At 58.5% G+C, this 12,210-nt stretch carries 11 protein-coding genes and 2 pseudogenes; 11 read left to right on the top strand and 2 right to left on the bottom strand.

What is annotated here, in order from left to right:
• Positions 1–189: 189 nt before the first annotated feature.
• The 11 genes and pseudogenes from ACOTXF_RS15800 to ACOTXF_RS15850 all read left to right on the top strand — a co-directional run bounded on the left by ACOTXF_RS15800 (position 190) and on the right by ACOTXF_RS15850 (position 10,460).
• Positions 190–729 (top strand): AAA family ATPase, encoded by a 540-nt coding sequence (locus ACOTXF_RS15800; protein WP_047745568.1) that lies wholly within the window; start codon positions 190–192, stop codon positions 727–729.
• A gap of 110 nt (positions 730–839) precedes the next feature.
• On the top strand, positions 840–1,841 hold the full coding sequence (locus ACOTXF_RS15805; protein ID WP_046092128.1) for an LLM class flavin-dependent oxidoreductase: 1,002 nt from the start codon (positions 840–842) through the stop codon (positions 1,839–1,841).
• A complete protein-coding gene (locus tag ACOTXF_RS15810) occupies positions 1,838–2,959 on the top strand; it encodes an amidohydrolase (protein WP_047745570.1) in 1,122 nt (373 codons plus the stop codon). The genes ACOTXF_RS15805 and ACOTXF_RS15810 overlap by 4 nt, the downstream gene beginning before the upstream one ends.
• Before the next feature lie 16 nt (positions 2,960–2,975).
• A pseudogene (locus ACOTXF_RS15815) lies at positions 2,976–5,239 on the top strand (NtaA/DmoA family FMN-dependent monooxygenase).
• A 9-nt stretch (positions 5,240–5,248) separates the two neighbouring features.
• Entirely contained in the window at positions 5,249–5,758 is a 510-nt protein-coding gene (locus ACOTXF_RS15820; protein WP_047745574.1) for a GNAT family N-acetyltransferase, read from the top strand.
• Between the two features lie 9 nt (positions 5,759–5,767).
• Positions 5,768–6,694, top strand: coding sequence for an amino acid ABC transporter permease (locus ACOTXF_RS15825; protein ID WP_048963125.1), 927 nt, complete (start codon positions 5,768–5,770; stop codon positions 6,692–6,694).
• Positions 6,678–7,451 carry an amino acid ABC transporter ATP-binding protein gene (locus ACOTXF_RS15830; RefSeq protein ID WP_048963124.1) on the top strand — a complete coding sequence of 258 codons (774 nt, stop codon included), beginning with the start codon at positions 6,678–6,680 and terminating at the stop codon, positions 7,449–7,451. The genes ACOTXF_RS15825 and ACOTXF_RS15830 overlap by 17 nt, the downstream gene beginning before the upstream one ends.
• A 9-nt stretch (positions 7,452–7,460) precedes the next feature.
• Positions 7,461–8,348 (top strand): ABC transporter substrate-binding protein, encoded by an 888-nt coding sequence (locus ACOTXF_RS15835; RefSeq protein WP_048223392.1) that lies wholly within the window; start codon positions 7,461–7,463, stop codon positions 8,346–8,348.
• 40 nt (positions 8,349–8,388) lie between these two features.
• Positions 8,389–9,006, top strand: coding sequence for a glutathione S-transferase family protein (locus ACOTXF_RS15840; RefSeq protein WP_048963123.1), 618 nt, complete (start codon positions 8,389–8,391; stop codon positions 9,004–9,006).
• A gap of 37 nt (positions 9,007–9,043) precedes the next feature.
• Positions 9,044–9,274: a tautomerase PptA gene (gene pptA / locus ACOTXF_RS15845; RefSeq protein ID WP_008501760.1), complete on the top strand. Its 231-nt coding sequence runs from the start codon at positions 9,044–9,046 to the stop codon at positions 9,272–9,274.
• Positions 9,275–9,458: 184 nt separating this feature from the next.
• Complete coding sequence (locus ACOTXF_RS15850) at positions 9,459–10,460, top strand: Kdo(2)-lipid IV(A) acyltransferase (RefSeq protein ID WP_232927191.1); 1,002 nt, start codon at positions 9,459–9,461, stop codon at positions 10,458–10,460.
• Positions 10,461–10,504: 44 nt separating this feature from the next.
• Here the strand turns inward: ACOTXF_RS15850 and ACOTXF_RS15855 are convergent.
• A pseudogene (locus ACOTXF_RS15855) lies at positions 10,505–12,115 on the bottom strand (NAD-dependent malic enzyme); the annotation flags it as partial.
• A gap of 7 nt (positions 12,116–12,122) precedes the next feature.
• Positions 12,123–12,210 (bottom strand): hypothetical protein (locus ACOTXF_RS15860; RefSeq protein WP_032084815.1); only part of this gene is annotated, 88 nt, incomplete at its 5' end.

Consider the following 12,210-nt stretch of genomic DNA (forward strand, 5'->3'; position numbering starts at 1 on the left):
TGTCGAATGTAATAAAATTGAAAATATTTTAGTGGGTGTTATTTTGAATCGGCTTAAATAAATGACATAAGCCAAACTGCAAGAGGGAGATCGTCTCTCTGGAAAAATTGTCATGCTGAAATAGCGTTTCGTTAACAGGATGAAAACGCTATCATTTGGTCACATTTTCGTAAATACAGGGAGGCTGAGGTGAAAATTAACGTCATCGGTACCAGCGGGAGCGGAAAAAGCACGCTGGCGAAGCAGATTGCGACCGCGCTGTCTATTCCCTGTATCGAGATGGACAGACTCTACTGGCGCTCTGACTGGCAGGGAACGCCGGACGACGAGTTTCAGGCAAAGCTGGCGCAGGCGCTACAGGCTTCGCCAGACTGGGTGCTCGACGGTAACTACAACCGCACGCGACCGCTGAAATGGCGCGATGTCGATGTGGTGGTCTGGGTGGATTATGGGTTTACCCGCACCCTCTGGCAGGCCGTCACCCGAGCAATAAAGCGGGCCTGGCATAAACACGAGCTTTGGCCGGGAACGGGAAACAAAGAGAGTTTCCGACGCGCGTTCTTCAGCAGAGAATCCATTATCATCTGGACGATGAAAACCTGGCGTAACAACCGCACGCGTTATGAAGCCGACCTGCAAAACCCGCAATATAGCCATATTCGCTTCGTCCGCATTACCCGTCGGGAGCAGGTGGAAACGCTGATTGCCTCCTTAAAGTCTTATTCTTAGCAGGGTTTTATATATCTGTTTTCCGGCAAACCAAATGTAAATTAATTGTTTCTCAGTGGTGAAATGCGCCTTTAATAATGTCGACATGTTAAGTCAAACGAGAACGCAACATGTCATGGCGAATCAGCATTCTGGATAAAAGCCCCATCGCTGAAAACGAAACGGCTGCCGATGCACTGGCGCGTACCCTGGCGCTGGCGCAGCAGGCAGAAAATCTGGGCTATCACCGCTTCTGGATTGCCGAACACCACAACACCCCACAGCTTGCCAGCCCTTCGCCGGAGCTGCTGATTGCCTGGATCCTCGGGCAAACCACGCGCATTCGCGTCGGGTCTGGCGGCGTAATGCTTCAGCACTACAGCCCCTATAAAGTCGCCGAGAACTTCAACGTGCTGGCCGCGCTGGCGCCTGGCCGCGTCGATCTCGGCGTCGGGAAAGCCCCCGGTGGATTGCCGCTCTCAACCCGCGCGCTGCAGCAGGGCCTGAATCAACAGGAAAAGGGCAGCTTCGCCGAACAATTGGCCCAGCTCGACCGCTGGATCCGTCCTGAGCATCACGCTATTGAAGAGGCCGTCCGCGCCACGCCGCTGCCGCCGTTGCCTGCTGAGGGTTTCCTGCTGGGCGCGAGTACCGAAAGCGCGCTGCTGGCCGCCAGGCTCGACTGGCACTTTGTGTTTGCCGCACACCTGAACGGTGACCCGGACCTGCTGCGCGAGGTGGTATCGACCTGGCGTGAGAACAGCGCGCGGGACGTAATAGTGGCGGTGCAGGCGATTGTCGCGCAGACGCAGGCCGAGGCAGACGCGCTGGCGCAGAAGGTCGAAGTGTGGGGCGTTGAGCTGGCAAACGGGCAGCGTGTCACCGTGGCCAGCGAAGAGCAGGCCTACGCGTTTGCGCGCCAGGCTGGCAGTGAGCCGGTGCGCATTGCACGCCGGGCGCAGTCGCTGCTGGCGGGCACCGCTGAGTCGGTAGTGGAACAGCTCAACGCGCTGCACCAGCAGTGGGGCATTGACGAATTTATCATCGACACGCCGGTGGCGGAGGGGGCTACGCGCGTCGCGTCGCTGCGCCTGCTTGCCGGGGCGCGTCTTAACAAGGAGGTCACCGTATGAGCTTTGGCGAACAACTGATTGCCTGGCGCCGCGAACTGCACCAGAACCCGGAGCTGTCCGGCCAGGAGGTCGAAACCACCGCGCGCCTGCGCCAGTGGCTGACGAATGCCGGGATCGCCCCGCAGCCTTACGATCTGTCGACCGGGCTGGTGGCGGAAATCGGAACGGGCAGCAGGCTGGTTGCGCTGCGTGCCGACATTGACGCGCTGCCGATCGAGGAGCGCAGCGGCGTGCCGTTTAGCTCACAGCATGCCGGGGTGATGCACGCCTGCGGACACGATATCCACACCAGCGTCATCCTTGGCGCCGCGTTAAAGCTGAAAGAGCGGGAGGCCTTGCTTAACGGCCGGGTGCGCATCCTGTTTCAGCCTGCTGAAGAGAACTTTGGCGGTGCGAAGAGCATGGTGCGGGCCGGTGCCCTGCGCGATGTCAGCGCGATTTTTGGTATGCACAACGAGCCTGGCCTGCCGGTTGGTGAGTTCGCTACCCGCGGCGGGCCGTTCTACGCCAACGTCGACCGCTTCGTGATCCGCATTACCGGTAAAGGCGCGCACGCCGCACGTCCTCATGAAGGCAACGACGCCATCGTGCTGGCGAGCCAGCTGGTAACGGCGCTGCAAAGCGTCGCCAGCCGCAACGTCAACACGCTTGATTCGGTGGTGCTGAGCGTCACCCGCATCGCAGGCGGCAACACCTGGAACGTGCTGCCGGAAAGCGTCGAGCTGGAAGGCACGCTGCGTACCCATCGCACGGAAGTGCAGCAGAATGTGAAAGCCCGCGTGGGCGAAATCGCCGCCGGGTTTGCCAGCGCCTTCAGCGCGCAGATTGATATCACCTGGTATGCCGGGCCTACCGCGCTGGTGAATGACGAACGCTGGGCCGACTTCGCCACCTCGGTCGCGCGTGAGGCCGGATATGAAACCCGGCACGCGGAACTGCATATGGGCGGGGAAGATTTTGCGGTCTATTTGCAGTCTGTTCCCGGCGCGTTTGTCAGCATTGGCAGCAACAGTCCGTTTGGTTTACATCACCCGGCCTTCAACCCGGATGAAGCACTGATTGAGCCCGCCGCCCGCTATTTTGCACAGCTTGCGGAAAAAGCTCTGCAACACGTTTAATTCAGGAGAGGTAAAGATGTCAGCAACCCGACAACTGCGGCTGGGCACCATTCTGCATGGTGCATCCGGGAATATGTCCGCCTGGCGCCATCCTGCGGCGATCGCCGACGCCAGTATTAACTTTGACTTCGTGAAAGCGACGGCGTTAAAGGCCGAGGAAGGGAAGCTCGATTTTCTCTTCGTGGCCGATGGTCTCTATATCAACGAGAAATCGATCCCCCATTTTCTGAATCGGTTTGAACCGTTAACCGTGCTTTCCGCTCTGGCCAGCATCACCTCGCGCCTGGGGCTGGTGGGAACCTTATCCACTTCCTACAGCGAGCCCTTTACCACGGCGCGCCAGTTCGCCAGCCTCGATCACCTGAGCAACGGCCGCGCGGGCTGGAACGTGGTGACCTCACCGCTGGAGGGGTCGGCGAAGAACTTTTCCCGCGAAAAACACCCCGAGCATGCGCTGCGCTACCGGATTGCCGATGAGTATCTCGACGTGGTGAAAGGGCTGTGGGATTCCTGGGAAGGCGACGCGTTTATCCGCAACAAAGAGAGCGGCCAGTTTTTTGACCCGACCAAACTGCATACGCTCGACCACCACGGTGACTTCTTCCAGGTCGCCGGTCCGCTGAATATTGGCCGCACGCCGCAGGGGCGACCAATTGTCTTTCAGGCCGGGGCGTCGGACGACGGGAAAAAGCTGGCGGCGAAACATGCCGACGCCATTTTTACCCACCACGAGACCTTCGACGAGGCAAAAGCCTTTTATCAGGACGTAAAACAGCAGCTGGAAACAAACGGCCGCCGCGCGTCGGATCTCCATATTTTCCAGGGCGTCAGCGTGATTGTGGGTAAAGATGCCGATGACGTGGAAAACCAGTATCAAACCACGGCGGCGCTGGTGTCGATTAACGACGCCCTCAATTACCTCGGCCGTTATTTCGAACATCACGATTTCAGCCAGTATCCGCTCGACGAGCCTTTCCCGGATATCGGCGATTTAGGCAAAAACAGCTTCCGCAGCACCACGGATGAAATCAAGCGTAACGCCCGCGAACGCAGCTTAACCCTGCGTCAGGTGGCGCTTGAGGCCGCTTCGCCGCGCCCGCGCTTTTCCGGCACGCCGGAGGAGGTGGCTGACGGTTTGCAGGCCTGGTTTGAAGGTTATGCCGCAGACGGCTTCATCATTCAGGGCGGTACGCCGGACACCTTCCCGCGCTTTGTTGACCAGGTGGTACCGATTCTGCAGTCTCGCGGCCTGTTCCGTACCGACTACCCGGGCACCACGCTGCGCGAAAGCCTTGGCTTAGACCAACCGAAAAACCAGTACACACAACAATAAAAGAGAACCCCGCTATGCAGAAATCATCGCTTGTTCTGGCGCTCGCGCTGGCCTTTACCCCTGCCGTCTGGGCAGAGAACGTCAATATTAACGGCACCGGCGTGAGCATCGAGGCCAATAAAACGCCGATTAACACCGCGAAAAATAGCGAGGCGGTGGCGCAGCTGCCGAAAGACTATCGCTTTGCCGTGCCGGGGAAATTTACCGTTGCGGTGGCGGGACTCAATCAGCCGCCGCTGACGGTCTTCTCCGACGACAACAAAACGCTGCTGGGGAGCGAAGTTGACGTCGCGCGTCTGGTCGCCGACAGCCTCGGGCTGGAGCTGAACGTGGTGCCCACCTCCTGGGAGGACTGGCCGCTGGGCGTCGCGTCCGGGAAATACGATGCCGCCATCAGCAACATCACCGTCACTAAAGAGCGCAAACAGAAGTTTGATTTCGCCACCTACCGTAAGGATTCCCTCGGCTTCTACGTGAAATCGACCAGCCCAATCAAATCGCTTCAGAAAGCGGAGGACATCGCCGGGCTGCGGATTATCGTGGGCTCCGGCACCAACCAGGAGGCCATCCTGCTGGCGTGGAATGCCGAAAACCTGAAGAAGGGACTGAAGCCCTTTACCCCGATCTACACCAAAGACGATGCGGCCCAAACCCTGGCGCTGCAGTCCGGGCGCGCGGATGCCTACTTTGGCCCGAACGTGATTGGCGCATGGAAAGCGGCGCTGAACGGGAAAACCAAACTGGTGGGCAGCGTCGACGGCGGCTGGCCGAAGGCGGCGCACATCGCGGTGACGCTGAAAAAAGGCAGCGGGCTGGTTGAGCCGGTGCAAACCGCGCTCAACGGCGTCATCAAAAACGGCGATTACGACAAAGTGCTGAACCGCTGGGGTGAAGGGGTTGAGCGCATTCCTCAGTCCGAAGTGAACCCGGCGGGCCTGGGCGATTAAGGAGGCGTGATGAGCGAACAATTTCGTGATGTATCACCGGAAGATGCCGAACTTCAGCCCATTATCGAGGGGCTGTTCGGGGAATATGCGGCCCGCTACGGGGACTACTTTTCCAAAGACGCGGAAGTGGAGCTCACCGAGTGGTATTTAGCGCCGCAGGGGCTGTTTATCGTCCTGGAGCGCGACGGGAAGATTATCGCCACCGGCGCGTACAAACCGTTCGACGAACGCACCGCGGAAATAAAACGCATCTGGACGGACAAAACCCTGCGTCAGCAGGGGCTTGCCGGGCGCGTGGTGCAGGAGCTGGAGCGCAGGGCGGTGCTGGCAGGGTACAGCCAGATCTACCTGACAACCGGTTTTCGCCAGCCGGAGGCGGTCAGGCTCTATCTCAGCCAGGGCTATCAGCCGCAGTTCGATCTGAACCGCGACCCGGAAGAGTATAGCCAGCCGCCGTTTGACGGTCGGCTGCGTTTCACCAAAACGCTGGTACGTGAAGCGTTCAGCAAAACCGCATAAGGAGCGACGATGAGCAACGTTGAAACCATTAAGGTGGTCCCGGCGCGTTATCCGCTGCGGGCCGTCGGCGCCGCGGTGGCGCTGTTTGTCCTGGCGATCGTGATTCAGTCCGTCGCCTTTAACCCGCGCTGGGAATGGGCAGTGTTTGCCCGCTGGTTCTTCGACCCGGTGATCCTCGAAGGCGTCGGGCAGACCCTGCTGCTGACGCTGATCGGCACCGCGCTGAGCGTGGTGTTTGGCGGCATGCTGGCGCTGGCGAGACTCTCGTCATCCTGGCTGCTGAGCAGCCTGGCGTGGGCGTACATCTGGCTGTTTCGGTCGCTGCCGCTGATCGTCGTGCTGATCATTCTTTACAACTTTTCCTATCTCTACGACACGCTCTCGCTCGGCGTGCCGTTCACCGGCATCACCTGGGGCAGCTTTGAAACCATCAACGTGCTGGGGCAGTTCTCTACCGCCGTGGTGGGGCTAACGCTGGTCCAGAGCGCCTATACCGCCGAGATCATTCGCGGTGGATTCCTCGGCGTCGATCACGGGCAGTATGAGGCCGCCGCCGCGCTCGGCCTGCCGGCCTGGCGCCGCACGGTGCGCATCATTTTGCCTCAGGCGCTGCGCACCATTCTGCCGTCGGGGTTCAATGAAATCATCAGCCTCGCCAAGGGCACGGCGATGGTGTACGTCCTGGCGATGCCGGAGCTGTTTTATACCATTCAGATGATCTACAACCGCACGCAGGAGGTGATCCCGCTGCTGATGGTCGGTGCCGCCTGGTATCTGGTGATTACCACCGTCTTGTCCGCTATCCAGTACGGTGTTGAGCGTGCACTCGCCCGCAGCGAACGCCGCTCTGCGGTTAATCAGAACCGCGCCGCCCGTCGCACCCGTTCCGTCACCACCACGCCAGCACAGGAGCCTATCCATGCCAGCCTCTCCTGAAGGACATATCTCAATTACCGGCGTCAGCAAGTATTTTGGTCGCCATAAGGCGCTCGACAACGTGTCGCTTGAGATCCCGCCCGGGTCCGTGACGGTCATTCTCGGGCCCTCAGGCTCGGGCAAATCGACGCTGTTGCGCACCATAAACCACCTGGAGCGCGTCGACGAAGGCTTTATTCAGATCGACGGGGACTACATTGGCTACCGTCGCCAGGGCGACAAGCTCTACGAGCTGAAGGAGAAAGAGATCCTCAAACAGCGCGTCAACGTGGGCTATGTGTTTCAGAACTTCAATCTCTTTCCTCACCTCACGGTGCTGGAAAACCTGATTGAGGCGCCCATCGCGCATAAGAAGCTCAGCAAAAAAGAGGCGGTGGAAAGCGCGTACCGCCTGCTGGACGTGGTCGGGCTGCGGGATAAAGCCGACGCCTGGTCTCGCCATCTCTCCGGCGGGCAGCAGCAGCGCATTGCGATTGCCCGCGCGCTGGCCTTACGTCCCCGCGTGATGCTGTTTGATGAACCTACCTCGGCGCTGGATCCGGAGCTGGTAGGGGAAGTGCTGGACGTGATCAAAAAGCTGGCCCGGTCCGGCACGACGCTGGTGGTGGTCACTCACGAGATCGGCTTTGCCCGCGAGGTGGCGGATCAGGTGGTGTTTATGGTCGACGGGAAAATCGTGGAGCAGGGCAGCAGCGACGCGGTGTTGAACCGGCCGTCGCACGCGCGAACGCGCCAGTTCCTGTCAAAAGTGCTGTAAGGAGCGCAGATGAAATACGGACTTCTGGCGGGACTGCTTTTTACGACGGCGAGCCACGCCAGCATCGATCTGAAAGCCAACGAGCAGCCGCTGCCGGTGACGGTGGATCGGCAGGCCGTGGCGAAGATCCCCGCCGGCTATAAATTCGTTGAGCCAGGCACGCTGACGGTCGCCGTCTCGATGCTGAACTCCCCGCCGCTGGCGCTGCTGGCCAGCGATAACCGCACGCGGATCGGCAGCGACCCGGATATTGCCCGCCTGCTGGCGGGCAGCCTGGGGCTGAAGCTAAAGCTGGTGCCGACGGCGTGGGAAGACTGGCCACTGGGGATCGCTTCCGGGCGCTACGACGTGGCGCTGGTGAACATTGCGGTGACCGAACAGCGTAAAGAGAAGTTTGATTTTGCGACCTACCGCGTCGATTCGCTGGCATTTTCGGTGAAATCCACCAGCGAGATTCAGTCAATCAAAAGCGCGGAAGATCTGGCCGGGAAAAGGGTGATTGTCGGCTCGGGTACCAATCAGGAGCGCATCCTGCTGGGCTGGAACGAAGAGAATAAAAAGGCGGGGCGGGCGCCTGCGCTGCCGGTCTATCTTCACGACGATGCCTCGGGCAATCTCTATATCCAGTCCGGCAGGGCGGATGTGTTCTTTGGCCCTCAGTCGGTTTCAGCTTACAAAGCGGCGCTCACCGGCAAAACCCGCGTGGTCGGTTTAGGGCCGAAGAAAGCTTATGTCGCCACCACGACCAAAAAAGGCAATCAACTGGTTTATGCCTTGCAGGCCGCGCTGAACGGTGCGATTGAGCGCGGAGAGTACCAGAAGGTGCTGGCGCGCTGGGGCGAGCAGGGCGAAGCGGTGGCGCAATCGGAGGTCAACCCGCCTGGGATAACATACTAATGGTGCTCTACACTTAGGATTTCACTCCTGAGGGGGCAACATGATTAAACTTTATGGCGTACCCGGCTGGGGCTCGGCAATCAGTGAGGTGATGCTGACCCTGGCTGATCTCCCTTATCAATTCATCAACGTGGACGGGTTTGACCAGCCCGGTCCGCAGCGTGAGTTGCTGCACAAGCTCAATCCGCTGTGCCAGGTGCCGACGCTGGCGCTGGAAAATGGCGCCATCATGACCGAAACGGCGGCGATTGCCCTGATGGTGCTCGACCGGTGTCCCGAGCTCGCCCCGCCCGTGGGGCAGGCTGAACGTCAGCAGTTTCAGCGTTTGCTCATCTGGTTCGTAGCCAACGTCTATCCCACGTTTACCTATGCAGACTATCCCGAACGCTGGGTGCCGGATGCGCCGGAACAGCTGCAGAAAAACTGCATCGAATACCGGAAATCTCTTTATTTGTGGTTCGAAAGCCAGCTTAAGGCTGCCCCGTTTGCGCTGGGGGAACGGCTGACGCTGCTGGATGTGTATATTGCGGTGGCGCGCACCTGGGGGCCCCGTCACGCCTGGTTTGCCGAAAATACCCCTAAATTCACGGCGATTGCGGACGCCGTATGTCAGCGACCGGAACTGCACAAGGTGTTAAAGGCAAACAATATTATCTGATAACGTGGAACCCTCATTCACAACCGGAAGCCTGTACATGCCACACGTAGATATCAAATGTTTTCCCCGTGATTTGAACGACGAACAAAAAGCTGCCCTGGCGGCAGATATTGCCGACGTGATTATTCGCCATTTCAACAGCAAAGACAGTTCCGTGTCGGTGGCGTTGAAGCAGATCGCGCCTGAAGACTGGAAGGCGCAGGTCTGGGATACCGAAATTGGACCGAAGCTGGAGGAGCTTATTAAGAAGCCCGGGTATTCGATGTAATATCTTCTGCCGGGGAGCGAATAAATCCTCCCCGGCTCGACTTCCCGTTTTTCGCAAAAATCGATAAAAATGCGTTTTGTCTTATCCGCTACACTTAACGTTTCTGGCTGACTTTTTATTCATCCTTAGGAAAGATCTTCAACAGAATCAATTAAGGACAGACACGTTAAAGGATAATTTTCTGATGACAAAATTACCCCGTTTTTCATTCGCCTTTCTTCATCCCCGTTACTGGCTAAGCTGGGCCGGCATTGCGGCTCTGTGGCTCATCATGCTGCTCCCTTATCCGCTTCTGTTCAGAATCGGTCATGGCCTGGGGCGACTGGCGATGCGCTTACTTCCTCGCCGCGTCGAGATTGCCCGCCGCAACCTGGAACTTTGTTTCCCGGAGATGAAAAAGGATGAACGCGAGTCATTGCTGCAGCGTAATTTTGAATCGGTAGGAATGGGGGTGATTGAAACCGGGATGGCATGGTTCTGGCCTGCGTGGCGGGTGAAGAAATGCTTTACCGTGCAGGGGTATGAGCACATGGAAAAGGCGAGGGCGCAGGGAAAAGGCGTGGTGCTGGTGGGGATGCATTTTCTGACGCTTGAGCTGGGCGCGCGGATATTTGGCATGCTCAACCCCGGTATCGGGGTGTATCGCCCTAATAACAATGCTCTGCTGGACTGGCTTCAGACGCGCGGACGTCTGCGTTCCAACAAAACCATGCTCGATCGCCATGATTTAAAGGGCATGATCCGCTCGCTGAAGCAGAATGAAATTTTGTGGTACGCCCCGGACCACGACTATGGCAAAACCAACAGCGTGTTTGTGCCGTTCTTTGCGGTGCCGGATGCCGCAACGACGGCGGGCAGCTATATGCTGGTCAAAAGCGCTAAGCCTGCCGTCATCCCCTTTGTGCCGCGTCGCAGGGCGGATGGCACCGGTTACGAGCTGATTATTCTGGAGGATATCAGTGAGGCGTTGCAGGGCGGCGATAAAGAAGCCGTGGCGACGCAGATGAACAGGGCAATTGAGCAGGCCGTACGTATGGCCCCAGAGCAGTATATGTGGCTGCACCGTCGCTTCAAAACCCGTCCTGAAGGGGTACCTGACCGATATGCCCGTCTGAAACAGGCGGCAACTGGGGGTGATAATCTCTCCGCCAGCGATTTTTCTGACCGCTCAGGCATACAGCACTAACACCACAGCCATGCCCTCACCCTGCGGTGAGGGCATGACCGGCGCTACAGTGCAGACCGGCGGTACGGCGCATAGTCCGCCTGCCACCAGGTCTTCTCAATGCGCGCCAGCAGGGTTTCATCATCTAACGATGGCGCTACGCCTTGTTCAATGGCTGCCCGGGCGACGGCAACGGCAATCTGGCGCGAGACCGTTTCAATCTGATCTACCGGCGGCAGCAATCCTCCTCTTTCTGTGGCCACCAGCGGAGACTGGGCGGCCAGGCTGCGGCTTGCTGCCATCAGCATCTCTTCCGTCACCCGGCGCGCGTTACAGGCCAGCACACCCAGCCCCAGGCCCGGGAAGATATAGGCGTTATTACACTGGGCAATCTCGTAGTGCGCGTTCTCCCAGAATACCGGCGCGAACGGGCTGCCGGTGGCCACCAGCGCGGCCCCCTGGGTCCAGGCGATGAGATCCTGCGGCTGGGCCTCCGCCCGCGACGTTGGGTTCGAGAGCGGCATGATAATCGGGCGCGGGCAGTGGCGATGCATCTCTTTGACGATCTCTTCGCTGAACAGCCCCGGCTGACCTGAAACGCCGATCATCACCGTTGGATGTGCGTTCTTCACCACGTCCAGCAGGGAAATATTCTTTGCGTCTACCTGCCAGCGGCTTACGGCGTCGCGCGCGGTAAGCAGGTTTTTCTGGAAATCGAGCAGGTTGGTCATGTCGTCGGTCAGCAGGCCGAAGCGATCGACCATGAAGATCCTGCTGCGGGCTTCCGACTCGGTCAGGCCGTCATCGACCATCAGCGCCACAATTTTTTCAGCGATCCCGCATCCCGCAGAGCCGCTGCCGAGGAAGACCACGCGCTGATCGCGAATGCGCGTGCCCGCCGCGTGGGCCGCTGCGATCAGCGTCCCAGCGGTGACGGCTGCCGTGCCCTGGATATCATCATTGAAGCAGCACAGCTGATCGCGGTAGCGCTGAAGAAGCCGGGTGGCATTTTTCTGTGCAAAGTCTTCAAATTGCAGGAGAACGTTGGGCCAGCGCGCTTTAACCGTGCTGATAAACATATCCATAAATTCAGCGTATTGATCGTCGCTGATGCGCGGATGACGCCAGCCCATGTACATCGGGTCGTCGAGGTGTTGCTGATTATTGGTGCCGACATCCAGCATAATCGGAAGGGTGGAGGCCGGATGGATCCCTCCGCAGGCGGTATAGAGTGACAGCTTGCCAATCGGAATGCCCATACCGCCGATACCCTGGTCGCCGAGCCCTAAAATGCGCTCTCCGTCCGTTACCACAATCACCCGAACGTCGTTGCGCGAGAAACTTTGCAGCATCTCATCAATACGATGGCGGTTAGGCCATGAAATAAACAAGCCGCGCGCGCGGCGATAAATCGTGGAGAAATGCTCGCAGGCTTCACCCACCGTCGGGGTATAGATAATCGGTAACGTCTCTTTCAGATGCGAACGCAAGAGGTTATAAAAGAGAGTTTCATTGGTGTCCTGAATATTGCGCAAATAAACATGACGGGAAATATCGCTTTTAAAATGGCAGAACTGCACCCAGGCGCGCTCGGTTTGCTCTTCAATGGTTTCAACGTTATGCGGCAATAACCCATGCAGATTAAAATTATCCCGCTCTTCCTTAATAAAGGCGAGTGTAGATTCAATCTGTCAATGCAACACCCCTTTCAATTATCTCTTTCGGTGTTTTGAACTTCAGTGTCTTTCTCGGTCTGTTGTTTAGCTGAGCA

Source organism: Enterobacter cloacae complex sp. IR53041 (assembly GCF_049238285.1).
Classification (GTDB): Bacteria; Pseudomonadota; Gammaproteobacteria; order Enterobacterales; family Enterobacteriaceae; genus Enterobacter; species Enterobacter roggenkampii.